Consider the following 23,893-nt stretch of genomic DNA (forward strand, 5'->3'; position numbering starts at 1 on the left):
ATCCCCCTGTCTGAAAGCAGGGAAGTTAGGGCCTCTGTTTCAGGGCCGTAGCCGTATCGCTGCTTCGATCCGGCCGCCGATTCCGATGATCGCAAACACGACGGCCAGGGGTGCAAAGCTCTCGTTTCCGTTCAGTGCGGAGAGAAAACCGATAACTCCGGCGAGGATGATCAGTGCGCTACTGAATCCACGAACCACGTAGGCGTTATTGCGAGTCTTGCTGGGCGGGGCGATGGCTCCCAGTGCCCGAACGATTGATTCGGTGCCGCTGAGTTCGGGGCTTTGCTCGTTGGGTGAGGCATGGGGCTCGTTCATAAGACTAGAATGGCATAACGGTGACCACGGATGGAACTCACCGCCGCTTTTGAGTGGCGGCACGCATCTTGAGTGATGAGTGCGTTTAAAACGCCCAGTTCAGTGAGGGAGACCGAGGCTGCCGCCGATTGGGTGCACACCGAACCGGTAACCGACGCGACGATGATCAAGCCGCAATCGACCGGCCAGTCTCACGATGGACGCCAAGCTTTTTCTCTTCGCATTCGTGGAATCCCCATGACCCATGAGCCGAGCGTGACAAGCCGCCCTTTCGCCGTTAGTCGAAGTGGCCTGACTTCACCACGGTGAGGAAAGCACTCCACTCGCCCGGCGTGAAGACGAGGGCCGGGCCGGTGGGGTTCTTGCTGTCGCGGACGGCGACGGCCCCCGGGAGGTTTCCGGCGACCTCGACGCAGTTTCCGCCGCTCTCGCCGCTGAGGGAGCTCTTCTTCCAGATGGCCCCGGAGAGGTCAGGGCCGGTCAGGTCTGCTGCTTCCATTGGTCCCTCGCTTCTTTGATCATCTCTAGCGACTGGCCGGGACGATGCGCCTCTGCTCGGATCTTGTCATATCGATCCCAGACGACGCCTACCAGTTTGTGTTCCGCCGAGACTTCGCCTTCACCCGCGGACTCCACGGAGACGGCGGTCGGCGCGTCTGCCAGCTGGGCGAGCACGAATCCGGACATCAGGCCGCTCGTGCAGGAGGTGTCGTGCGGGACGATCTGCACCGTCACGTTCTGGCGACCGGCGATGGTCATGAGGTGGTCGAGCTGCTCGCACATGACCTCCGGACCCCCGACGAGGCGGCGGAGCACCCATTCGTCGAGAAGCGCCCACAGGACGGGCGGGCTGTCCTTCTTGAGGATCAGCTGTCGTCGCATGCGGGCGCCGACCTGGTCTTCGACCTCTTCCTCCGAGCTCGCCAGGCCGCCACGGACAACGGCTCGCGCGTAGTTCTCCGTCTGGAGCAGGCCGGAGACCAGGAGCGGGTCCCAGCTTCGCAGCACGCGGGCCCGGGGCTCGATCTCGTCGGACCATCTGAGGAACCAGGCCGGCCCGGTGGGGGCGGTGATGTTGCGGCAGAGGTGAGTGAAGAGGTCGTCCGTCTTGAAGAACCTGTCGCAGTCGGTCGCCAGCTTGGTGCCGGGCCTCCGGTTGCCGGTCTCGATGTGCCCGATGAACGACGACGAGACGCCCAGGTGACTCCCCAGCCGGGCCTGTGACAGACCCGCCTCCCTGCGGGCCCGCCCCAGCTCTCGGCCGAAGCGTTGAGCCGGTGTCAGGCGTGGGTCGAGATCGTTTCCCATGTTCGCCTCCCAATCGTCGCGATGACGTCGGCCGTCAAATGAACGACAAACGCCTACAGCTCGTGTGGCTTTTCGTCGTCAATTCGTCGGCCGATCTGTTCTGCATCGGCAGCATAACTGTGTGCACTCTATAGGCCAAGACTTTATCCGGGCGATGCAGAGGAACTAAATGGACAATTCGCCTGGTTAATGGAGTCATTGGGGCAGGTGAATTCTCGCCGCCTGCGCTCTCACAGGAATGGCGGTGATCCGATGGGTGCCGAAACGGTTCCCGCGCTCGGTCTGCTGGGCCGGGTGGATCTGCCCGGGGTGGCCGGGTCGGTTTCCACGGCCCGGCGATACGTGCGAAGAGTGTTGGAGGACTCGGGGCAGCCGGATACGTACGACGCCGAGCTTCTGGTCAGTGAGCTGGTCTCGAACGCGGTCAGGCACTCGGAGTCGGGACGCGCCGGAGGCCGGGTGACGGTCGTGGTGGCGAACCTCGGCGACGTCATCCGGGTGGCGGTGATCGACGAGGGGGCATCCACCTGCGTGCCTGTGATTCCGTCCGAACCTGACGAAGAGTCCGAGGGCGGTCGTGGGCTCTGGCTGGTCAGCGAGGTGGCCCTGTCATGGGGCTGGTACGAGGGCGCGGCAGGGCGCAAGCGTGTCGTCTGGTTCCAGCTGGCCCGGCGATGACCGGCACACCGGATGACGCGAGACCCGGGACGATAGCCATCCTCGTCGCCCGGTACGGCAGGCACTGGCTCATCTCCGAGGCGGTCGGGGGCGGCTACTACGCCGTACGCCGGCAAAGCCTGTCCGAGGAGGTTCTCGACAGGAGGAACCTGTCCAATGTGATGTGCGCCGTCACCCTCGGGGAAATGGCGCGCCGCCTGGCGGCCGAGAATGAGCGTGAGGGACGGTGATCGGGGAGGGGGCAGAAAAGCTCTTTTCGAGTTCGGTCGCGGTTCTTCGCGTACGGATGGCGCGGCAGGCGAGCCGAATTGTGGTCCTCGACCGTTCGAATGCCCGATGAAATTTCCGAATGCGCCGGTTGCGTCCGACGGATTCAATCCGTTCGCCGGAAAAACAAAAGACCGGCCCGGGTCCCGGTGAGCGGGAACCAAGCCGGTGGACGGAGCGGGTTACGAGACCTTGGCGGAGGGAGCGTTCCAGGTCTTGCAGGAGCGAGGATCGGAGGTGGAGTAACCCCGCTTGGTCCAGTAGACGAGGTTGGCGCCCTTGCCGAAGTAACGGAACTCGCCCTTGGAGTCGGCCTCTGCCTTGGCCAGGTCCAGCAGGCGCCCGGTGTCCTTGGCGGGGTAGCCGAGGGCGGCCCACAGGCTCTTCGCGGTCATCCCACCCAGGCACTTCGCCTGCAGGTTGAAGCGGCGGAGCTGCTCCAGGATCTCGTCGCCGTCGTCGGCGTGCAGGGCGTTGTAGCCCTCGGTGATGTCGACCAGGCTCAGCACGTGCTCGGCGTAGGCGGAACTCAGCTCCGCGAAGATCGGGACGTCGTCGGAAGATTTGATCCAGTCGGGACGGATGTGCACGGAGAGGAAGGTCCCGAAGCAGTGGACCACCTCCGACTTGGCGGGATTCCTCTTGGCCCCGAAGCAGTAGCGCTCGTACTTCTTCTCCAGGGTGGTCCCGTACATCTCCACCTTGGGCGCCACGAACGACAGGTCGGCCTGCTTCAAGTAGGGACCCCAGGTGTCGTTCATGCAGGTGATGAGCGCGTTGATGTGCTTCTTGACCGAGGCGAGGGTCTTGCCCTTGGCGGGTTTGTCGGCGCACCCCGCGGCGGGGAGCTTGCCGGCGGCGTAGAGGGCGTTGCCGGTCAGGAGCGGGGCGTCCTCGACCGGATACGCGAGGGCGGTGGCCGTACCGGGGAAGAGCAGGACGGAGGCGGCGGCCGTCGCCATGATCACGCGGGTTTTCATGGTCATGGACATTAGGGCATATGTCTGCTGTTCGTCCGGTCGTCTAATTCGTTTGCCCGCGGACCGGGGGCGAAGACATGATCGAGCATGGCGATGACACCGGAACTGCTCGCCTACTACGAGCAGGACAGGGAAGACGGCAGGCTCCGCGCGGGGCGTGGGCGGCTGGAGTTCTGGCGGACGCAGGACGTGCTGCGCAGGGCGCTGCCTCCGGCTCCGGCCAGGGTGCTGGACGTCGGCGGCGGCACCGGGGTGCACGCGGAGTGGCTGGCAGCGGACGGGCATCGGGTCGAGCTGATCGATCCCATGCCGCTGCACGTGGAGCGGGCGGCGCGGCTGGCCGGGGTCACCGCGCGACAGGGTGACGCCAGGCAGCTGCCGCTGCCCGACGAGAGCGTGGACGCTGTGCTGCTCCTCGGCCCTCTCTACCACCTCGCCGACCGCGCCGACCGGGTCCGCGCGGTCGCCGAGGCGGTACGGGTGGTACGGCCCGGCGGCCTGGTCGCCGCCGCGACCATCAACCGCTACGCGGCCGTGCACGACATGGTCTACCAGGGGTCGTACCTGCGGGAAGGCCCGCGGGAGGCGGCACAGGCGGCCCTGACGGACGGGGTCCTTTTCGGTCCGGGCGATGGATTCACCGCCTACCTGCACGACCCCGACGACGTCCCGGCCGAGTTCGCCGACGCGGGGCTCCCGGAGGTCACCCGCTACGGTCTGGAGGGAGCCTTCTGGCTGTACGGCGACGTCGACGACTGGCTCGACGACCCCGAACGCCGCGCTCTCATGCTCGACGCCCAGCGTCGCCTGGAGTCGGTCCCCTCCCTGCTGGGCGTGAGCGGCCACATGCTCACCCTCGCCCGTAAGGCATCCTGATCCCGGTTGACGATCACTGTTCTACTCGCGACGACACCGTCGCCCCGATGGAGACGACTTGTCGATTCATATTGTCCCGCTGGCCGATCCTCACCCGAGCGCGTCCAGTCACCGGCTGGTGTGGCTGGCCTCCGGTAGCGATGGGGCTCCGGTGGGGTCGGCGTTCCTGCGCCTGTTCGACCGTGAGGGCCAGGACCACCTGGCTGAGCTGGAGCTGAACGTGCACCCGGCGGAGCGGCGCGCGGGCGTCGGCTCCGAGCTGCTGGCGCGGGCGGTGGCGGGCGCCGAGGGGGAGGGGCGGCGCTGCGTGCTCGCCCAGGCCGACGCCGGTACGCCGGGCGACCTGTTCCTGGCGGCGAGGGGGTTCAGGAAGGTGCTCACCCTGACGTACGCCAGGCTCGCGCTGGCCCACGCCACCGTGAATAACGCCACGTCGGCCCATGCCAGTGCGGACATCGCCGCGTCGGCCCACGCCACCGCGGACACGATCACAGGCAGCCCGCCCGCCGGGTACCGGCTGCGTTCGTGGGACGGGACGGTGCCGGACGAGCTGGCCGACACCTTCGCGGCCTCCCGCCGGGCGATGGACGACATGCCGATGGACGACACCGACTACGGGGTCGTCGTCTGGGACGTCGAGCGGGTCAGGGCCGCCGCCAAGGCCATCGAGGACCGGGGCGAGTCGCTCCACACGGTCGTCGCCGTCGACGAGTCCGACGGCTCGATCGCCGGGTTCACCGAGCTGGTCGTCCCCGGTGACGGCAGGGGCGACGGCCAGCACTACGGCACGGGAGTCCTGCCGGAACACCGCGGCCACGGCCTGGCGAGGTGGATGAAGGCCGAGGCGATCCGGCAGGCCCGCGAGCGCTACCCGGACCTGGGCGGGCTGCTGGCCGACACGGCCGACAGCAACACCCACATGCGGGCCGTCAACGACTCGCTCGGTTACCGGCCCACCCACAGGACCTTCCAGTACCAATTGGACCTGTGAGATTCCCGGTGGTGGCGGCGGAACGCTCAACCGCCACCGGGGACGGCTCAGCCGACGACGCGGAACCAGATGCTCGTCGCGTGCGGCACGTGGGTGAGGCCGACGCGTTCCAGCTTGACGTTGGTCCCGCCCGGGTGGTCGAACAGCCGGACGCCGTCGCCGAGCATGACGGGCGCGATGAACACGAGGATCTCGTCGAGGACACCCGCCTCAAGGCACTGCCGGGCGGTGTCGGCGCCGAGGATGTTGACGTACTTCTCGCCCGCGGCGGCCTTGGCCGCAGCGACGCCGCTGCCGAGATCGTCGACGAAGGTGACACCCGGCACCGGTGTGTCCGGGATGTGGTGGGTGAGCACGAACTGCGGCCCGCTCCACCCTCCGCCGAACGCCTTGCCCTCGCCGTCCGTGTCCCGGTGAGGGTCGTCGCCGCGGAAGGTGCGGTTGCCGACGAGCAGCGCGCCGATCTCGCCGATGAGCTTGTCGACCGTCGGGTTGGGGCCGAGGTGCTCGGCCAGCCAGGACATGTCACCGCCGGGACCGGCGATGAAGCCGTCCAGTGACATGGTGACCGAATACAGCGTCTTGCCCATGAGCTACCTCCGTCAGGATCAGTTTTGGCTGACCTGTTCTGAGACGGCGGATCGCGTGAGAACTCATCGGTCTTCGGGAGACAACCTCATGGGCAGGGCGAACGCCGGGAACAGGCCGAGGTCGTGGAAGGCGGTGGCCTCCACGATCAGGTCGCCCTCGATCCGCAGCACGGAGATCGCGAAGGCGTGGTGGGCGGGCTCGCCGAGGCGCCGTACGTAGGCCGCCACGGCCGGTTGCCGGTTGGCCCGGACGGGCAGCATCCGGAACCGGCCCACGTAGCCGGGCGATCCGGTGTCCCAGCTCTCCGCCAGCGCCGCCACGACCGCGTCGCGGCCCCGGAACCACATGGGCCACGGCGGCATCTCCGCCCGTACGTCCTCGGCCAGCAGGTCGGCGACGGCGGCGAAGTCGGCGCGTTCCATCGCCTCCATGTAGCGCCGCAGCACCGCACGCTCCCGCTCGGTGGGCTCCGCCGACGGTGCCCAGTCGAGGCGGCGTTCGGGCAGGTGCTCCCTCAGCGTCGCCCGGGCCCGCTGCAGCGCGCTGTTCACCGACGCCACGCTGCCCTCCAGCAGCGTCGCGGTCTGCTTGGCGGGCCAGCCGAGCACGTCACTCAGGATCAGCGCCGCCCGCTGCCGGGGCGGCAGGTACTGGAGCGCGGCCAGGAACGCCAGCTCGATCGTCTCCCTGGTGACGGCCACGGAGTCCGGCTCGGTCTCGCTCGGCGCGGCCGGCTCCCACAGCCGGTCGGGGAACGGCTGCAACCAGGCGATGTCGCTAGGAGGTGGCAGCGCGGCACTCGGATCCCACGGCCCTGACAGCTGGTGGGGGAGCAGCCGGTGCGCCCGGCCGTCGAGGGCGTCGAGGCAGGCGTTCGTCGCGATCCGGTACAGCCAGGCCCGGAACGTCGAGCGCCCCTCGAAACCGCCGATGCCCTTCCAGGCGCGCAGGAACGTCTCCTGCACCAGGTCCTCGGCCTCGTCGAACGAGCCCAGCATCCGGTAGCAGTGCACCCGCAGCTCACCCCGATAGCGCTCGACGAGCGCCGCGAACGCGGGCTCGTCGCCCGCCCGCGCGGCGTCCACCACCCCGTCGACGTCGTCCGCGCCCACTCACAGCCCCCGCCCGTACCGCGGCCATCGGCCGCTCTTTGCCGGGAACCCTACGACAGGTGCGACGGAGGCGCGGATCAGCGCTCCTCACGCACCGTACGGGCAGCGAAAGCCACGTGAACGGCGAAACGGGTGTGCCCCGGCGACCAGGGCACACCCGTTTCTCACAAGGAAGCGAGGAAGGCTAGAACCAGCCGCGCTTCTGGGCCATCGACTGCAGGCCGCCGCGCAGCGACTGCTCCACCTGGCCAGGGTGGTCGTTGTAGTGGACGGTGAAGCGGCTGTAGGTGTCGTGGCTGGAGCCGAAGCTGCCGCGCTTGTCGGCCTCCAGGATGATGTCCATCGCCTGGGGGCCGGCGATGAAGGTGAGCTCCAGCTCGTTGAAGTGGCGGCGGTAGTCGTTGCCCGCGTAGTACTCGATCTCCTGGAAGAACGGCATCCGCGAGCCGTGCAGGGTGCCCCGCTCCAGGTCGGCCTTCTTGAAGCGGAAACCCAGGTTGTCCAGCGCGCCGAGCACGTGGTCCTGGGCGGGCAGCGGGTTGACGAACAGCGGGTCGAGGTCGCCCTTGTCGAGCGCGCCCGCGAGGGCGAGCTCGGTGGAGACGCCGAGCTGCATGCCGCGCAGCGGGTGGCCGCCGATGGCGCTGATCGGGGTCTCCCAGGGGACCTGGATCTCGAAGGGGGCCGACTGCGGGGCGCCCGCGGCGAGGTGGAAGGGGCCGGTGATCTGCTGGCGCAGGAAGCTGTACGTCGACTTGTACTCGTTGTCGCCGCTCTCGACCTCGACGACGGCGGTGAAGTCGATGAAGATGCCCTCCACCTTGTAGTCGGAGCCGCCGCCGCGGAAGTTGACCTGCCCGCGCAGGACCTCGCCGGGCCGCACCTGCGAGTTCTGCAGCACGGTGTCGACCTCGACACCGGCGCCGAACGCGGCCATCAACTTACGGAACACCATCTAGGACTCCCAGGGGTTGGAGATTGTTCTCATCAGGGGACTTGGTCGTGTGGCTTGGCCTGGCCGTTGCCGCCGCCGTTCAGCTGGGGCAGGATCTGGGCCATCAGCAGGGTGGACAGGGCGGAGGTGTCGCCGGAGGCGCCGGAGGTGCGGACGACGACGGGACGCGGGGCGCTCTCGGCGAGCCTGGCGCCCACGTCGAGCCTGCGGCGGGCCAGCTCGTACTGGAGCACGGCGCGGTTGTCGCGGTAGGAGTCGGCGAGCCTGCGCAGCCCCTTCGCCTCGTTCTCCGCGGAGGTGAGCTCGGCGCGACCCTTCGCCTCGATCTCCCAGCGCACCCGCTGCGCCTCGGTCTCGTGCTCCTCCAGCATGCGGGCGACGTCCTTACGGGCGGTGTTGGCGGCGGCTCTCACCTCGACGATACGCGCGTCACGTGTCTTTTTGGAACGTTCGATCTCCATCAGCAGAGTGTCGATCCTGCGCTTGCGGGTGAGCTCCCACTCGCGCTCGAAGGCCGACAGCTCCTTGGCGACCTTCTCGCGGGTGGCCAGGTGCTGCTGGTACTGGTCGGGCAGCTGCACGTCGGGGATGTTGGCGCCGGTGATGCGCACGCCGTACCGGCCGAGCTGGCGGGTGAGGAGCTCCTGCATGTCGCCGACGTCGGATCCGCGCAGGTCGTAGGCGCGCTCGGTGTGCACCAGGCGGCTGCGCTGGCGGATGGCGTCCTGTACGGCACTGCTGAGCACCAGGTCGAAGTTACCGGCGCCGATCGTACGGACGAAGGCCACCGGGTCGACGATGCGGAACTTCAGGAAGAACTCGATCGACTTGAGCGGGACGTTCTCCGCCGTCGGGCAGGCCACGATCGGTGCGGAGTAGGGGATCTCGGTGGAGGTGTCGACGACCGCGTCCACCCGGTCCCACGGCAGCCACAGGTAGTGGCGTCCCGGGGGCAGCGTGCCGACGATGGCGCCCCACCGGCTGCGCACGCCCGTGGTGCCCTCCTCGATCTCGATGATCGCCCGGCGCCACAGCCACACCAGCGCCGCGATCAGGGAGAACACCGCTCCGACCGCGGCCAGGAAGGAGAGCGCCCCGCCGGCGAACACCGCGGTGCCGGCCAGGTAGAGGGAGAAGAGGAGCAGTGCCACCCAGGCGAAGCCGCGGCGGTCCTTGGGAATCACCACCGGGACCAGCTGGCCCGACTCGCCGCCGCGCAGCAGCTGGCGGATCTCCGACCAGGAGGCCAGGGATTCCTTGATCTTGGAGAACTCTCTGCCGCTCATCGGACCTCTTCCTGGACTTCCTGCCCCGCGACGGACACGGGGACGACGGTGTCGGCGGGGGCGTTGAGCAGGGCGCTGATCTCCGCCCCGCGCTCCTCGACGCGGCCGCCGATCTCGCTCATCCGCGCCCTGATCGCGGCCATGTCCGTCTGGGAGAACAGCTGGGCCTCGGGGTTGCCGACCAGCTGCCTGGCCAGGGCGAGCAGGTCGATGTCGACGGCGTCGCCGACCTGCACCAGCCGGGGCAGGTGCGAGGCGACGGACTCCAGCTTGTCGAGCAGGTCCTGCTGGAAGCGGTAGTCGAGGATCTCCGGCGCCTCGGCGGCGCTCAGCGAGCGGATGTCCAGGGCCTGGGCCTCCAGCAGCGCCGCGTTGGCCTTCGCGGTGGACTCCGCCTCCACCAGCCGCTGGCCGCCGGCGGCCTTGGCCTGGTGGGAGGCGCGCTCCAGCGCGGTGTCGATCCTGGCCTGGTGCCCGGCGATCTCGGCGTGGATGGCCGACAGCTGCTCCTGCAGCCCGGCCAGCTCCTTGATCAGGTCACCCTCGTTCTGCTCCTTGCGCAGCTGGAGCTCGTACTCGTAGGTGTACGCCTCCTTGGCGACCCTGATCATCTCGGGGGCGGCCAGGTCCATCCGGTACTCCTGGCTGGACGGCTCCGCGTGCGTGATGTTGACGTCGGTGAGCCGTACGGCGGGCAGGAACTGCTGGTTGAGGTTGTCCAGCATGCCCATGGTGCTCTCGCCGACCAGGTCGTAGATCTCCTCGGCGCGCTGGGCGTAGATGAGGGAGCGGGTGACCTCGCTGATGGCGTTCTGCAGCTTGGCCTGGAAGCCGCTCACCGAGCCGAGCACGAAGATGAACTCGGCCGGGTCCTCGATCCGGAACTGCAGGAACAGGTCGACACTGGCCTTGACACCCTGCTGGGTGGGGGCCTCGCGGATGGGCGCGTTGAAGGGGTACTCGCGGGTGGTGTTGACGATGTAGCTGACCCGCTTCCACGGGTTGAACAGCGTCACCCGGCCCGGCTCGGCGATCTGCACGAGCTTGCCGAACTTCGTGATCAAAGCCTTGCAGCCCTCGGGCACCATGACCACGCTCCTGCGCCACCACAGGAACGCCGCGGCCAGCACGAGCACGGCCCAGTAGTGCGGGCCGAACAGCACCCGGGCCCCCTCGGGCAGCCCGGTGGCGACGAGCCCGACCAGGCCGAGCCCGGCCAGCACGACCAGCGGGACGACCACCCTGGCGGTGGTGCCCTTGGGGATGACCACGGGGGAGATGACGTGGACCGGCTCGCCGTTCGGGCCGTTGCCGCCGAAGCTCCGGTTGACGATCTCCCCGGCCTCGTTGAGGGGGGCGCTGCGGGCCTCGATGACCGTGCCCAGGGACGATCCCTGGTCGCGGGCGGCCATGAAGTCGGAGGGGTTGAGCGCGAAGCCCTTGTCGGCGCCGGATCCGGTATTACCGGTGTTCGGGCCCGCCTGGCCCACGAACTGCTCGGCCACCTGCCCGGCGTACTGTCCCGCGGCCTGGCCGGCGTACTGTCCCACGGCCTGCCCGACCATCTGGCGCACGTCGCCGCCCTGTCCTATGGCCTGGGCTGCGGCCCTCGCGTACTGCGCGGCTTCTCTTGGCCGGGACATCACACCTCCGGGTTTGTGATACGTCGAGAGCCCGATATATCACGCTTTGTGATCGTTGGCACGCGAGACAGTCAAGAGGATCCCGCTTGCGGATCACTTGCCACGCGGTTGACAGCGGTCCGCGCGTACGCGGACCTGTGTGGTTGAAGGCGATCCACCCGTACGCGGACCTGTGTGCTGGAGGGCGGTCCGCGCGTACGGACCCTGTGGTTGACGGCGGTCCAGCCCGTACGCGGGCCCATGAAGGCCCGTACGCGGGCCCATGAAGGACTGACGGCGGCCCGCCCGTGCGCGGACCTACGAGGAAGGATTGTCGGTCACGCCACCTACAGTGGGACAGGTGAGGCCGGTAACAGATTTGCAGCGCAGGGTGGCGCCCTTCGAGGTCGTCACCGACATGACCCCATCGGGCGACCAGCCCGCCGCGATCGCCGAGCTCGAACGGCGCGTCAAGGCCGGCGACAGGGACAACGTCCTGCTGGGCGCCACGGGCACGGGCAAGACCGCGACGGTCGCCTGGCTGATCGAGCGCCTCCAGCGGCCGACCCTGGTCATCCAGCCCAACAAGACGCTCGCCGCCCAGTTCGCCAACGAGCTGCGCGAGATGATGCCCAACAACGCCGTCGAATACTTCGTCTCCTACTACGACTACTACCAGCCCGAGGCGTACGTCCCGCAGAGCGACACCTACATCGAGAAGGACTCCTCGATCAACGAGGAGGTCGAGCGGCTGCGCCACTCGGCGACCAACTCGCTGCTGACCCGCCGCGACACGATCGTGGTCGCCTCCGTGTCGTGCATCTACGGCCTGGGCACCCCGCAGGAGTACGTCGACCGCATGGTCAGGCTCAAGGTCGGCCAGGAGATCGACCGCGACACCCTGCTGCGCCGCCTGGTCGACATGCAGTACGTCCGCAACGACATGGCCTTCACCAGGGGCACCTTCCGGGTGCGCGGCGACACCGTCGAGATCATCCCCAAGTACGAAGAGCTCGCCGTGCGGATCGAGATGTTCGGCGACGAGATCGAGAAGCTCGCGACCATGCACCCGCTCACCGGCGAGGTGATCACCGAGGACACCGAGCTCTACATCTTCCCCGCCTCCCACTACGTCGCGGGCGCCGAGCGGATGGAGAGCGCCGTCCGGGGCATCGAGGCCGAGCTGGCCGAGACCCTGGAGACCATGGAGCGCCAGGGCAAGCTCCTGGAGGCCCAGCGGCTGCGCATGCGCACCACGTACGACCTGGAGATGATGCGCCAGATCGGCACCTGCTCCGGCATCGAGAACTACTCGCGCCACATGGACGGCCGCACCCCGGGCAGCGCGCCCAACACCCTGCTCGACTACTTCCCCGAGGACTTCCTGCTGGTCCTGGACGAGTCCCACCAGACCGTCCCGCAGATCGGCGCGATGTACGAGGGAGACGCCTCCCGCAAGCGCACGCTCGTCGACCACGGCTTCCGGCTGCCGTCCGCGATGGACAACCGCCCGCTGAAGTGGGAGGAGTTCCTGGAGCGGATCGGCCAGACGGTCTACCTGTCGGCCACCCCCGGCTCCTACGAGCTGGGCCGTTCCAAGGGCGACGTGGTCGAGCAGGTCATCCGGCCGACCGGCCTGATCGACCCCGAGGTGATCGTCAAGCCGACCAAGTCGCAGATCGACGACCTGGTCCACGAGATCCGCACCCGCACGGAGAAGGACGAGCGGGTCCTGGTCACCACGCTGACCAAGAAGATGTCCGAGGACCTCACCGACTACCTGCTGGAGCTCGGCATCCGGGTCCGCTATCTGCACAGCGAGGTCGACACCCTGCGCCGCATCGAGCTGCTGCGCGAGCTGCGGATGGGCGAGTTCGACGTGCTGGTCGGCATCAACCTGCTCCGCGAGGGCCTCGACCTGCCCGAGGTGTCGCTGGTGGCCATCCTCGACGCCGACAAGGAGGGCTTCCTGCGCTCGGAGACCTCCCTGATCCAGACCATCGGCCGCGCGGCCAGAAACGTCTCCGGCCAGGTGCACATGTACGCCGACCGGGTCACCCCCTCCATGGAGCGGGCGATCGACGAGACCAACCGCCGCCGGGCCAAGCAGATCGCCTACAACGAGGCGAACGGCATCGACCCGCAGCCGCTCCGCAAGAAGATCGCCGACATCCTCGACTCGCTCAACCGCGAGGACGCCGACACCGCCCAGCTCCTCGGCGGCAGCGGCCGCCAGCAGTCGCGCGGCAAGGCCCCCGTGCCCGGCTTCGCGATCAAGCAGGCGGGCCAGCACGCCAGGGCGATCGCCGGAGAGATGCCCAGGGCCCAGCTGGAGGCGCTGATGGAGTCGCTCACCGAGCAGATGCACCAGGCCGCCACCGACCTCCAGTTCGAGGTCGCCGCCCGGCTCCGTGACGAGATCAAGGAGCTCAAGCGGGAGGTGCGCGACATGCGCGAGGCCGGGGTCTCCTGACCCGGCCCTTCCGGGTGATCCGACACGCCGCGGGACGATCGGTCGCCGAGGACGGCGGAAGGACCGGGGGCCGCGCGGGGAAGCGAGGCGTAGGGAGACGAGGCCGGGCCGGGGCGGCCGGGTCGCGGCGAACGGGCCGGGACGGACGGGCCGGGTGAAAACGGCTCGTCCGTCGCGGGCGCGTCCGGATACGGTCGCCTGATGCGAAGGTGTGCCGACTGCGGCTGCTGGGAGTACGGCGGGGCGCCCGGCTGTGCCCGGTGCGCGGCGCTGGTCGACCGGATCGTCGAGGACGGCTGGCGGCAGTTCCTGCGAGAGCGGTTCGGCCCGGCCGGGCCGTCCGCCGGGTCTGGTGCGGCTGGACCGGCCGGCGGGTCCGGCGGACAGCCCGGCCGGGGAGGGTTGTCCGCCGAGGAGGAGTCGGCGATCGCCGAGATGGTCGCCGACGAGCCCGACCGGCACGACTGGCGGGTCGTCGACGGCGCCCTCGACCGGCTGGTCTGCCCCGGCTGCGGGGCCCCGCTGGGCAGGGGGCCGCTGGGCTGCCCACCCTGCGACCTCGCCGACGGTTTCCGCTACTCGGCCGTCGAGACCGACCGTCCGGGCGTCCCGCCCGGCAACGAGCACGCGGTCAGGGTCGGCGTCTCGGTGATCCGCGCCGGGCACCGGCAGTCGCCCCGCGCCCTGCTCGGCTGGCGCCTCGGCCTTCCCGCCCTGCTCGACGGTTTCCTGCCCACCACCGCCCAGGCCCAGGCGATGCGCGCCCGCATCAACGACGGAGCCACCTACGACGACCTCGCGGGGACGTGGGACTCACCGAACACCTCCGGCACCTCCGGCGCGGAGGCCCCCGGCCTCGGCCGCCGGGAGGATGTCAGGAACCGATGAACTCACCGAGGTCGAGATCGATGTCGACCTCGAAGCCGACATCCGTCTTCAACCGCCCTCGGTGGATGCCCGTCGGGACGTACGCCTTGACGGCGGGCTCCAGCTCGAAGGTGTAGACGACGGGCCTGTCGTCCTCCTGCTCCACGCGCCAGAGGTGCCTGATCCCGGCGTCGGAGTATTTGATGGGCTTGGTGGTGCGGTCTCGCTCCAGCGACTCGGGGGAGACCACCTCGACCACCAGGTGCACGTCCTCGGGCTTGAACGAGGTCGTCCTCAGGCTCGTCAGCGCGGAACTCGCCACCACCATGATGTCGGGCTCGGGCCGCTGCCTCATGCCCAGGGTCACGGTCATCTCCCGGACGACGGCGAGACCGTCGGGAGGTGTGATCCCTCTTTCGAGCAACCTGAGCATGAGCATGTGGAAAGCGGTCTGCGGAGACATCATGATGAGCGACCCGTCGATCAGTTCGACATGCCGGGGCGCGCCGGGGGGAAGATGATCGAGCATGTCGGCGGTCCACCCGCCGGTCGGCCCCGGGTAGAACCACTCGGGGAAAACGGCTGTCATCAGAGAACCTCCTTCGGCGACACCCAGGAACATTACCTGACGGAGTCATCCTGCCACCCAACGTGTACGGCTCGCGGGCCGTTCGGGACGCGGCGACCACAAGGGGTCACCGGCCGGTGACCGACCCGGCGGCGGTCCCCTCGCGGCGGGAGCCGCCGTGAGGGGACGGTCAGCGGGAGTCGTCGGGGTGGGTGCGGTTGATCATCGTGCGGTTGTAGAGCTCGTCGATCTGGTCCAGCGGGTCGGGGGCGCGGCGGCGGGCCTCGATCTCCAGGTCGGTGCGGCCCTGGATCTCCTCGATGCTCCCCGCCGAGTGCGCCATCTGGTCGTTGCGCAGGTCGGCCCTGATCCTGGCGCAGGACGTGGTCAGCTTGGCGTGGTGCTCGCGCAGGCGGCCCAGCGCCGTGTGGTCGATGTAGGGCGAGACCCGGCGCTCCTGGGCGTAGTGGGCGAGCTGGGCGTCGAGCTGCTCGGCGTGCACCGAGATCTCCGCCACGAGGTGGGGCAGGTCGCCCAGGCCCCAGCCGTCGCGCAGCGCGTGGTCCACGGCCTGGCGGGTCAGGGAGACCTCGCGCCGCAGGTCGAGGCGCATTCGCTCGGTCTCCGCGGCGTCGCCGGTGCCCATCGCCGCCATGTGGGTCGCGACCCTGGTGGAGACGGCCCTGGCCTTCTTCGTGGCCTTCTTGCCGACCTTGACCAGAAGATAGATCCCGACTCCTCCCAGGAGGAGGAAGAACAGCAGGATCACCAGCAGGACGATGAGGAAATCGCCGATCGGAGCCACCTCCCGACAGGGGCTGGACAGGGTGTTTCGAGCATAGCCCGCGCCGTGGTTCCCACGCGGGCGTCGAACCTCGCGGAACCGGCCGGAGCGGGCGGGGGTGCCACCCGCCCGGCGGGCGGAGTGGCACCGGTCGTGGCGGACGCCACGGTGCGTGCCATGGAGGAGGCCGTGGCACGCACCGTGGCGCGGTCGCGCGGGTGCGGTCTCATCGCAGGCTCGGCACGGCCGCGCGCCGCCGTCGTCGTATCCTGCGGGTCGCCCACCAGGCGAACAGCGCCAGCCCCGCCACCACCACGACGACCAGGACGGGCAGGAAGATCGCCACCAGGCTGATGCCCAGCGCCCCGGCGTCCTCGACGGTGCTGACCACGGGCGCTCCCACCCCGGCCGTGGTGGCGTTGACCACGGGCCTGGTGGTCGCCTTCATGGTGTGCACGGCGAGGGCGATCGCGATCCCCAGGACCCAGCTGAGCCAGGGGTTGTGGGTCATCCAGGTCGAGCCGTCGAGCCGGGCGGCGGCCTCGGTGGCGCTGAAGACCACGCCGCCGGAGGCCGGGCGGACGACGGTCTGGATCATGTCGTTGACGCTGTCGACCACCGGGACCTTGTCGAGCACGAACTCCGCCAGGAGCAGCACGCCGATGATCCCGAGCACCCAGCCGTTGGACAGCCAGGCGAACTCCTGCGGCAGCCGTACCTGGTCGGTGAAGTTGGCGAGCAGGCCGACCACCAGCAGCGGGATGTAGGCGTTGAGTCCGGCCGCGGTGGAGAGTCCAAGGCCCGTCAGTGCCGCGAGCATCGCACCTCCGTAGTTTCTCTCTCCTCCTTCAACGGTTCCCGGCCGTCGATCGATCCCGATCCGTCCCCTCTCGCGATATCACTACGGTCTCGGTGTCCGGGGTCCCCCCGGGTCTCCCCGGCGTCCCCGGCGTTCCCGGTCCCCGCGCCCTCCGGGTGGGGCGGCAGCCATCCCTGGCCCGGCACGTAGTGGCGCACCACCTTGGCGGGGATGCCCGCGATCACGCTGTGGTCGGGGAACTCCCCGCGTACCACCGCCCCGCCCGCCACCACGCACTGCCTGCCGATCCGGGTGCCCGGCAGGATGATCGCGCCGGTGCCCAGCCACGAGCCCGACCCGATGGACACCGGGTTGTTGCGCGGCCACTGGCGGCCGATCGGCGCCTCGGGGTCGTCGTAGACGTGGTTCTGGTCGGTGATGTAGACGTACGGGCCGGTGAAGACGTCGTCGCCGATGTCGATCGACTGGTGGCCCACGATGTGGCTGCCCCTGCCGATGGAGCAGCCCCCGCCGATCCGCACGATCGAGTCCGGGCCCAGGTCCACCCCGGGGCCCATGCCCGTGGAGATGGAGACCCGCTCGCCGATCAGGGTGTGGTCGCCGATCTCGATCCAGGCCTCGCCGAAGACGGCTCCGAGCGGGAACGACAGGCAGGTGCCCTCGCCGAGGCGCCGGAAGCGGTATCCGGCGGGGCTGGCGGGGGTGACGGCGCCGGCCGCGCGGACCGCGTCCCAGAGCCGGTGGACGAGGCTGCCCAGGGCACGCCGTACCACACCATGAAGTGACATAACGGATCAAATTACCGCTTGGTTGGGTTTGAGGAGAATGCGGGTGGGGGGTTGTTCGGGCACTTCGCCTGCACCGTTTGTTATTCTGAGAGCCCGTGGACCTGTAGGCCATTCATCAGGGTGCGCCGACGATCTGTAACGACCACGGGAGCCTTCTTGCGCAGCGCCGCACACACCAAGCATCTGTTCGTCACCGGCGGCGTCGCCTCCAGTCTTGGGAAGGGACTGACGGCCTCCAGCCTCGGGCGCCTTCTCAAACTGCGCGGCCTGCGGGTCACCATGCAGAAACTCGACCCCTACCTCAACGTCGACCCCGGCACGATGAACCCGTTCCAGCACGGTGAGGTGTTCGTCACCGACGACGGCGCCGAGACCGACCTCGACGTCGGCCACTACGAGCGGTTCCTCGACACCGAGCTGCACGGCTCGGCCAACGTGACCACCGGCCAGGTCTACTCCAACGTCATCGCCAAGGAGCGCCGCGGCGAGTACCTCGGTGACACCGTGCAGGTCATCCCGCACATCACCAACGAGATCAAGGACCGCATCCGGTCGATGGCCGGGCCCGACGTGGACGTGGTCATCACCGAGGTCGGCGGCACCGTGGGCGACATCGAGTCGCTTCCCTTCCTGGAGGCCGTCCGCCAGGTCCGCCACGAGGTCGGCCGCGACAACGTGTTCTTCCTGCACGTCTCGCTGCTGCCGTACATCGGGCCGAGCGGCGAGCTGAAGACCAAGCCGACCCAGCACTCGGTCGCCGCGCTGCGCAGCATCGGCATCCAGCCCGACGCGATCGTCTGCCGCTCCGACCGGCCGATCACCAACTCGCTCAAGCGCAAGATCAGCCTGATGTGCGACGTGGACGAGGACGCGGTCGTCTCCGCCATCGACGCCGCCAGCATCTACGACATCCCCAAGGTCCTGCACTCCGAGGGCCTGGACGCCTACGTGGTGCGCCGCCTGGGCCTGCCCTTCAGGGACGTCGACTGGAAGGAGTGGGAGCAGCTCCTGCGCCGGGTGCACCGCCCGGCCAACGAGGTCACGATCGCGCTCGTCGGCAAGTACATCGACCTGCCCGACGCCTACCTGTCGGTCACCGAGGCGCTGCGCGCGGGCGGCTTCGCCAACGACGCCCGCGTCAACATCCGCTGGGTCAAGAGCGACGACTGCGAGACCCCCGAGGGCGCGGCCCGCGAGCTCGACGGGGTCGACGGGGTCCTGGTGCCCGGCGGCTTCGGCGTACGCGGCATCGAGGGCAAGGTCGGCGCGATCCGGCACGTCAGGGAGAACAAGATCCCGCTGCTCGGCATCTGCCTGGGCATGCAGTGCATGGTCATCGACGCCGCCCGCAACCTCGCGGGCATCGAGGACGCCGGAAGCACCGAGTTCGACGCCGAGACCACCCACCCGGTCATCTCCACCATGGCCGACCAGGAGGACGTCGTCTCCGGCGAGCGCGACATGGGCGGCACCATGAGGCTGGGCCTCTACCCGGCCAGGCTCGGCGAGGGCACGCTCGCCCGCCAGCTGTACGGCATGGCGAAGGTGGACGAGCGCCACCGCCACCGCTACGAGGTCAACAACGCCTACCGCGAGCAGCTGGAGAAGGTCGGCATGGTCTTCTCCGGCCTCTCGCCCGACGGCCGCCTGGTGGAGTACGCCGAGCTGCCCGCCGACGTCCACCCCTTCTTCATCGGCACCCAGGCGCACCCCGAGTTCCGCTCCCGGCCGACCCGGGCGCACCCGCTGTTCAAGGGCCTGATCGGCGCCGCCCTGACGTACGCCGACATCCGCGGCACCGCCGCCAAGGCGGGGCGGGGAAAGTGAGCGGCTCGCGAGCGGACGCGGGTGTGGGCGCGGGGGACGCGGGGGAGCACGAGGAGGGGCAGGACGTCATGGACGACGCCGCGGATGACGCTGTGGACGTCTTGGACGTCGTGGACGTTCCCGAGGAGTGGAAGGTCGTCTCCTCCACCGAGCACTTCCGCGCCCGCGTCATCACCGGGGTCACCGACGCGGTCGTCATGCCGGACGCCGAGGTCGTCAACCGCGACTACGTGGTCCACCCGGGCTCCGTGGCCGTCGTCGCCCTCGACGACAGGGGGCGGGTCCTGCTGATCCGCCAGTACCGCCACCCGGTACGGCGGCTGCTGTGGGAGCTGCCCGCGGGACTGCGCGACGTCGAGGGCGAGCCCCTGCGGGCCGGGGCGGCCCGCGAACTCGCCGAGGAGGCGGGCTACCGGGCCGACACCTGGCACACCCTGGTCGACGCCTTCACCTCACCCGGGATGACCGACGAGCGCACCCGAATCTTCCTCGCCAGGGACGTCAGCCCCATCCCCGAGGGGGAGCTGGACTTCGTCCACCGGCACGAGGAGGCCGACATGCCGGTGGTCTGGATTCCCCTGTCCGACGCGGTTCGGCGTGCCATGGCGGGAATGATCCACAATTCCCAAGCCGTGGCCGGTATTCTCGCCGCATACGCCGCTTCGGCGGACGGATTCGCCTCACTGCGGCCCGCCGACGCACCGGAGGCATGACAGGAGGACACCCTGAGCGAGACGGAGGCCGTCCTCTCCAGCTACCTCGCCCACCTGGCCGTGGAGCGGGGCCTGGCCGCCAACACCCTGGCCTCCTACCGCCGTGACCTCCTGCGGTACGTGGAGCATCTCAGGCAGCGCGGCCGTGTCACCTTCGGCGAGGTCGCCGAAGGTGACGTCACCGCCTTCGTGGCGGCGCTCAGGGAGGGCGACGGGGGGCACCAGGCCCTCGTCGCCGCCTCGGCGGCGCGGGCCGTCTCCGCGGTGCGCGGCCTGCACCGCTTCGCGCTGAGCCAGGGCGTCTGCCGCCACGACCCGGCCCACGAGGTGCGCCCGCCGCGCCAGCTCAAGCGGCTTCCCAAGGCGATCAGCGTCCGCGACGTGGAACGCCTGATCGCCGCCTCGGGGCCCGACGGAGCCCCGCTCACGCTGCGTAACCGGGCGCTGCTCGAACTGCTGTACGGCACCGGCGCGCGCATCTCCGAGGCCGTGGGGCTCACCGTCGACGACGTCGACCTGGGGGCCGAGGCCCAGCGGGTGCGCCTGCGCGGCAAGGGCGGCCGCACCCGGCTGGTGCCCCTGGGCGGTTTCGCGGGGGAGGCGCTGCGCGCCTACCTCACCCGCGCCCGGCCCCGCATCGCCTCGCACGGCCGGGGCACCTCGGGGCTCTTCCTCAACGCCAGGGGCGGGCGGCTCACCCGCCAGGGCGCCTGGGAGGTCCTCCAGGCCGCCGCCGAGCGCGGCGGGCTCGAAGGAGTGTCGCCACATATGTTGCGACATTCGTTTGCAACACACCTCCTTGACGGCGGTGTGGACGTTAGGGTGGTTCAGGAACTACTCGGCCACGCCTCGGTGACCACCACCCAGGTGTACACGCAGGTCACGGTCGACAAGCTCCGCGAGGTCTATGCCGCCGCGCAGCCGCGCACACGGGATTGACCTTGCTTATGTCCGGGCGTGCCGCCTTGCCGCATACGTGTTGACGCCATAGTGTCCGTCCGGACGGTCCGGTTAGAGGCCGTCAGGGAGGTTCGACTGGTGACTGTGACCACCGACGGTTCTATCCGGGGAACGACCCCGGCAAACCCCGAGAATCCCTGGGGCGACACCAAGACCGCCGGGACCCCTCGCAGCGGGGGAGTCCTCGGCCCGACGGGGCGTCCCCGGCCGGTGTTCCCCGACCCGCCCCCCCGTACGGTGCACGGGCCGGCGAGGGTCGTCGCCATGGTCAACCAGAAGGGTGGCGTCGGCAAGACGACGACCACCATCAACCTGGGCGCCGCGCTGGCGGAGGCCGGGCTCAAGGTGCTGCTGGTCGACTTCGACCCGCAGGGCGCCCTCTCGGTCGGCCTCGGGATCAATCCCCTCCAGCTCGACCTGACGGTCTACAACCTCCTCATGGAGCGGCAGATCACCGCCAGGGACGTGCTCCTGGAGACCGGCGTCGAGGGCATGGACCTGCTGCCCAGCAACATCGACCTGTCGGCCGCGGAGGTCCAGCTCGTCACGGAGGTCGCCCGCGAGCAGGTGCTCGGCCGGGTGATCAAACCCCTCCTGCCCGAGTACGACGTGTGCCTGATCGACTGCCAGCCCTCCCTGGGACTGCTCACGATCAACGCGCTGGCCTGCGCGCACGGCGTCATGGTGCCGCTGGAGTGCGAGTTCTTCGCGCTGCGCGGTGTCGCGCTGCTCATGGACACCATCATCAAGGTCCAGGAGCGCATCAACGACGAGCTCGTCATCGAGGGCCTGCTCGCCACCATGTACGACGCGCGCACCCTGCACGGCCGGGAGGTGCTGGCCCGGGTCGTCGAGGCGTTCGACGAGAAGGTCTACCACACGGTGATCAACCGGACGGTCCGCTTCCCCGACGCCACCGTGGCCGGTGAGCCCATCACCAGCTTCGACTCGTCGTCGCTCGGCGCCAGCGCGTACCGCGAGCTCGCCAGGGAAGTCCTGGCCAGGTGGGCCGCGCTGGAGCGGTGATCCCGCCCCCGAGTGCGGGACAATGGCGGGATGACCGAGCAGCCGAAGACCGACGATGACACCTTCAAGGTGCATCTGGAGGTCTTCGAGGGCCCTTTCGACCTCCTGCTCGGTCTGATCTCCAAGCACAAGCTGGACATCACCGAGGTCTCGCTCAGCCAGGTGACCGACGAGTTCATCTCCTACATCCGGGCCAGGGGCCCGGAGTGGGACCTGGACCAGACGAGCCACTTCCTGCTCGTCGCGGCGACCCTGCTCGATCTCAAGGCCGCGAGGCTGCTGCCCTCGGGCGAGGTCGACGACGAGGAGGACCTGGCCCTCCTGGAGGCCCGTGACCTGCTGTTCGCCCGCCTCCTGCAGTACCGGGCCTACAAGGAGGTCGTCAAGGTCTTCTCCGGCCGGATGGCCGAGGAGGCGCTGCGCTTCCCCCGCACGGTGCCGATGGAGGCCGAGTTCGCGAACCTGCTGCCCGCGCTGATCCTCGGCATCGGCCCCGACCGCCTCGCGGAGATCGCCCGGCGGGCCTTCGCCCCCAAGGCGCCCCCGTCGGTCTCGACGGCCCACATCTACCAACCACTCGCCAATGTCCGCGAGCAGGCGGTTATCCTTGTCGAGCGGCTGCGGCGGCTGCGCCGGGCGACTTTCCGGGCCCTCACCTCCGACTGCGCCGGCACTTTCGAGGTCGTGGCGCGTTTCCTGGCCGTCCTGGAGCTCTACCGGGAGGCGGCCGTGTCCTTCGAGCAGGTGGAGCCTCTCGGAGAGCTGCACGTGACCTGGACCGGCAGTGACGACGGCGACGTCGCCGTGGCCGACGACTACGACGAGACCCCGAACAGCCCGAAGAGAGAGCCCGCCGATGACTGACCTGGCCGACCTGGCACCCGAGCCCGGTTCACGTGCCGGGATCGGCCCCTCCGCCGAGCCGGACCCGCGCGCCACGCCCGGCCCGCCCGCCGGGCCGGACTCGCGCGCCGAGCCAGGTTCGCGTGCCGAGCCGGACCCGCGTGCCGAGCCGGATCTGCGTGCCGGGCTGGAGGCGATCCTGCTGGTGGTCGACGAGCCCGTCGCCGAGGTGACGCTCGCCCAGGTTCTGGAACGGCCCGTCCACGAGGTCGGGCGGGCGATTCGTGAGCTTTCAGCGGAATACACCGCCGCCGGGCGGGGTTTCGATCTGAGAGAGGTCGCGGGCGGCTGGCGGTTCTACACGCGGGCCGAGTGCGCGCCGCTCGTGGAGCGGTTCGTCCGCGACGGCCAGCAGACGCGGCTGACCCAGGCCGCGCTGGAGACCCTGGCCGTGGTCGCCTACCGGCAGCCGGTGAGCCGGGCCCGGGTGGCGGCCATCCGTGGTGTCAACAGCGACGGCGTCATGCGCACGCTGGTGACGAGGGGCCTGGTCGAAGAGGCCGGCACCGAACCGGAGAGCCAAGCCGTGCTCTACCGGACGAGTTCGTATTTTCTCGAGCGGATGGGCCTGCGGGAGCTCGGTGAGCTTCCCGAACTGGCGCCTTTCCTGCCCGACGACATGGAATCCCTAGAGGAGCAGAAGCAGTGAACAACAGGCGCAGTACCCCGTCCGGTGATGGACGCGGTCAAGGCCGTGGCGGAGCCCCGCGCGGTGGCAATCCCCGTGGGGGCTCGCAGTCCGGCGGATTCCGCGGCGGCTCCTCCCGCGGCGGGTCCTTCTCCGGAGGGTCTCGCGGTGGCTCGCAGGGCGGTTACCGCTCCGACGGCCCGCGCCGCGACGACCGCGGCGGCTCGTCCTCCGGGGGTTACCGTTCCGACGGTCCGCGTCGTGATGATCGTGGTGGTTCGTCGTCCGGTGGTTTCCGGGCGGAGCGGGATGGTTCGCGGAGTCAGTACGGCGCCGGCAGGCCCTCGGGTGGTTCCCAGGGCGGTTACCGTTCCGACGGCCCGCGCCGTGACGACCGCGGCGGCTTCCGCTCCGACGGCCCGCGCCGCGACGACCGCGGTGGCTCGTCCTCCGGGGGTTACCGTTCCGACGGTCCGCGTCGTGATGATCGTGGTGGTTCGTCGTCCGGTGGTTTCCGGGCGGAGCGGGATGGTTCGCGGAGTCAGTACGGCGCCG

Annotated in this window: 25 protein-coding genes; 12 read left to right on the forward strand and 13 right to left on the reverse strand. The window is 69.6% G+C overall.

Annotated elements, in window-relative coordinates:
• Window positions 1–39 precede the first annotated feature (39 nt).
• The 3 genes from ACFFRH_RS03040 to ACFFRH_RS03050 all read right to left on the reverse strand — a co-directional run bounded on the left by ACFFRH_RS03040 (window position 40) and on the right by ACFFRH_RS03050 (window position 1,623).
• Window positions 40–315 (reverse strand): hypothetical protein, encoded by a 276-nt coding sequence (locus tag ACFFRH_RS03040; protein WP_344750204.1) that lies wholly within the window; start codon window positions 313–315, stop codon window positions 40–42.
• Between the two features lie 277 nt (window positions 316–592).
• Window positions 593–814, reverse strand: a complete 222-nt coding sequence (locus ACFFRH_RS03045) for a DUF397 domain-containing protein (RefSeq protein ID WP_344750205.1) — start codon at window positions 812–814, stop codon at window positions 593–595.
• Window positions 796–1,623 (reverse strand): helix-turn-helix domain-containing protein, encoded by an 828-nt coding sequence (locus ACFFRH_RS03050; protein ID WP_344750206.1) that lies wholly within the window; start codon window positions 1,621–1,623, stop codon window positions 796–798. The genes ACFFRH_RS03045 and ACFFRH_RS03050 overlap by 19 nt, the downstream gene beginning before the upstream one ends.
• Window positions 1,624–1,875: 252 nt before the next feature.
• On the opposite strand from ACFFRH_RS03050, the gene ACFFRH_RS03055 reads away from it, so the two are divergent.
• Complete coding sequence (locus ACFFRH_RS03055; protein WP_344750207.1) at window positions 1,876–2,301, forward strand: ATP-binding protein; 426 nt, start codon at window positions 1,876–1,878, stop codon at window positions 2,299–2,301.
• Complete coding sequence (locus ACFFRH_RS03060; RefSeq protein ID WP_344750208.1) at window positions 2,298–2,531, forward strand: hypothetical protein; 234 nt, start codon at window positions 2,298–2,300, stop codon at window positions 2,529–2,531. Before ACFFRH_RS03055 ends, ACFFRH_RS03060 begins: the two co-directional genes overlap by 4 nt.
• A 219-nt stretch (window positions 2,532–2,750) precedes the next feature.
• Here the strand turns inward: ACFFRH_RS03060 and ACFFRH_RS03065 are convergent, their stop codons facing one another.
• Complete coding sequence (locus tag ACFFRH_RS03065) at window positions 2,751–3,554, reverse strand: hypothetical protein (protein ID WP_386153910.1); 804 nt, start codon at window positions 3,552–3,554, stop codon at window positions 2,751–2,753.
• An 81-nt stretch (window positions 3,555–3,635) separates the two neighbouring features.
• Here ACFFRH_RS03065 and ACFFRH_RS03070 point away from each other — a divergent pair, with 81 nt between their 5' ends.
• A complete protein-coding gene (locus tag ACFFRH_RS03070; protein WP_344750210.1) occupies window positions 3,636–4,424 on the forward strand; it encodes a class I SAM-dependent methyltransferase in 789 nt (262 codons plus the stop codon).
• Window positions 4,425–4,482: 58 nt separating this feature from the next.
• On the forward strand, window positions 4,483–5,415 hold the full coding sequence (locus ACFFRH_RS03075; RefSeq protein ID WP_344750211.1) for a GNAT family N-acetyltransferase: 933 nt from the start codon (window positions 4,483–4,485) through the stop codon (window positions 5,413–5,415).
• Window positions 5,416–5,462: 47 nt separating this feature from the next.
• Here the strand turns inward: ACFFRH_RS03075 and ACFFRH_RS03080 are convergent, their stop codons facing one another.
• The 5 genes from ACFFRH_RS03080 to ACFFRH_RS03100 form a co-directional block, all read right to left on the reverse strand.
• A complete protein-coding gene (locus ACFFRH_RS03080) occupies window positions 5,463–6,005 on the reverse strand; it encodes a dihydrofolate reductase family protein (protein ID WP_344750212.1) in 543 nt (180 codons plus the stop codon).
• Window positions 6,006–6,068: 63 nt separating this feature from the next.
• Window positions 6,069–7,118, reverse strand: a complete 1,050-nt coding sequence (locus ACFFRH_RS03085) for a sigma-70 family RNA polymerase sigma factor (protein WP_344750214.1) — start codon at window positions 7,116–7,118, stop codon at window positions 6,069–6,071.
• A 184-nt stretch (window positions 7,119–7,302) separates the two neighbouring features.
• The gene (locus ACFFRH_RS03090) at window positions 7,303–8,073 is read right to left on the reverse strand and encodes a sporulation protein (RefSeq protein WP_344750215.1); all 771 of its coding nucleotides are present in this window, start codon (window positions 8,071–8,073) and stop codon (window positions 7,303–7,305) included.
• Between the two features lie 32 nt (window positions 8,074–8,105).
• Window positions 8,106–9,359, reverse strand: a complete 1,254-nt coding sequence (locus ACFFRH_RS03095) for an SPFH domain-containing protein (RefSeq protein ID WP_344750216.1) — start codon at window positions 9,357–9,359, stop codon at window positions 8,106–8,108.
• The gene (locus ACFFRH_RS03100; protein WP_344750217.1) at window positions 9,356–11,002 is read right to left on the reverse strand and encodes an SPFH domain-containing protein; all 1,647 of its coding nucleotides are present in this window, start codon (window positions 11,000–11,002) and stop codon (window positions 9,356–9,358) included. Before ACFFRH_RS03100 ends, ACFFRH_RS03095 begins: the two co-directional genes overlap by 4 nt.
• 340 nt (window positions 11,003–11,342) lie before the next feature.
• Here ACFFRH_RS03100 and uvrB point away from each other — a divergent pair, with 340 nt between their 5' ends.
• Window positions 11,343–13,454, forward strand: a complete 2,112-nt coding sequence (gene uvrB, locus ACFFRH_RS03105; RefSeq protein WP_344750218.1) for an excinuclease ABC subunit UvrB — start codon at window positions 11,343–11,345, stop codon at window positions 13,452–13,454.
• A gap of 201 nt (window positions 13,455–13,655) precedes the next feature.
• Window positions 13,656–14,342, forward strand: coding sequence for a hypothetical protein (locus ACFFRH_RS03110; RefSeq protein ID WP_344750219.1), 687 nt, complete (start codon window positions 13,656–13,658; stop codon window positions 14,340–14,342).
• Here the strand turns inward: ACFFRH_RS03110 and ACFFRH_RS03115 are convergent.
• From ACFFRH_RS03115 to ACFFRH_RS03130, 4 genes are all read right to left on the reverse strand, one after another.
• Complete coding sequence (locus ACFFRH_RS03115; RefSeq protein ID WP_386153918.1) at window positions 14,329–14,910, reverse strand: Uma2 family endonuclease; 582 nt, start codon at window positions 14,908–14,910, stop codon at window positions 14,329–14,331. The genes ACFFRH_RS03110 and ACFFRH_RS03115 overlap by 14 nt on opposite strands.
• Window positions 14,911–15,079: 169 nt before the next feature.
• Window positions 15,080–15,694 (reverse strand): hypothetical protein, encoded by a 615-nt coding sequence (locus ACFFRH_RS03120; protein ID WP_386153921.1) that lies wholly within the window; start codon window positions 15,692–15,694, stop codon window positions 15,080–15,082.
• Window positions 15,695–15,899: 205 nt separating this feature from the next.
• Window positions 15,900–16,493: a DUF4126 domain-containing protein gene (locus ACFFRH_RS03125; RefSeq protein ID WP_386153924.1), complete on the reverse strand. Its 594-nt coding sequence runs from the start codon at window positions 16,491–16,493 to the stop codon at window positions 15,900–15,902.
• Window positions 16,478–17,281, reverse strand: a complete 804-nt coding sequence (locus ACFFRH_RS03130; protein WP_386153927.1) for an acyltransferase — start codon at window positions 17,279–17,281, stop codon at window positions 16,478–16,480. Before ACFFRH_RS03130 ends, ACFFRH_RS03125 begins: the two co-directional genes overlap by 16 nt.
• A gap of 156 nt (window positions 17,282–17,437) precedes the next feature.
• Here ACFFRH_RS03130 and pyrG point away from each other — a divergent pair, with 156 nt between their 5' ends.
• The 6 genes from pyrG to scpB all read left to right on the forward strand — a co-directional run bounded on the left by pyrG (window position 17,438) and on the right by scpB (window position 23,359).
• Window positions 17,438–19,108, forward strand: coding sequence for a CTP synthase (gene pyrG, locus ACFFRH_RS03135; protein WP_362835407.1), 1,671 nt, complete (start codon window positions 17,438–17,440; stop codon window positions 19,106–19,108).
• A gap of 68 nt (window positions 19,109–19,176) precedes the next feature.
• Window positions 19,177–19,821: an NUDIX domain-containing protein gene (locus tag ACFFRH_RS03140; protein WP_386154267.1), complete on the forward strand. Its 645-nt coding sequence runs from the start codon at window positions 19,177–19,179 to the stop codon at window positions 19,819–19,821.
• 12 nt (window positions 19,822–19,833) lie between these two features.
• Window positions 19,834–20,760 (forward strand): tyrosine recombinase, encoded by a 927-nt coding sequence (locus tag ACFFRH_RS03145; RefSeq protein WP_386154270.1) that lies wholly within the window; start codon window positions 19,834–19,836, stop codon window positions 20,758–20,760.
• A gap of 99 nt (window positions 20,761–20,859) precedes the next feature.
• Window positions 20,860–21,807: a ParA family protein gene (locus ACFFRH_RS03150; protein ID WP_329093373.1), complete on the forward strand. Its 948-nt coding sequence runs from the start codon at window positions 20,860–20,862 to the stop codon at window positions 21,805–21,807.
• A gap of 30 nt (window positions 21,808–21,837) precedes the next feature.
• The gene (locus ACFFRH_RS03155; RefSeq protein WP_386153932.1) at window positions 21,838–22,671 is read left to right on the forward strand and encodes a segregation and condensation protein A; all 834 of its coding nucleotides are present in this window, start codon (window positions 21,838–21,840) and stop codon (window positions 22,669–22,671) included.
• On the forward strand, window positions 22,664–23,359 hold the full coding sequence (scpB, locus tag ACFFRH_RS03160) for an SMC-Scp complex subunit ScpB (RefSeq protein ID WP_386153935.1): 696 nt from the start codon (window positions 22,664–22,666) through the stop codon (window positions 23,357–23,359). The genes ACFFRH_RS03155 and scpB overlap by 8 nt, the downstream gene beginning before the upstream one ends.
• Window positions 23,360–23,893 lie beyond the last annotated feature (534 nt).

The organism is Streptosporangium vulgare (genome assembly GCF_042428775.1).
Lineage (GTDB): Bacteria > Actinomycetota > Actinomycetes > Streptosporangiales > Streptosporangiaceae > Streptosporangium > Streptosporangium vulgare.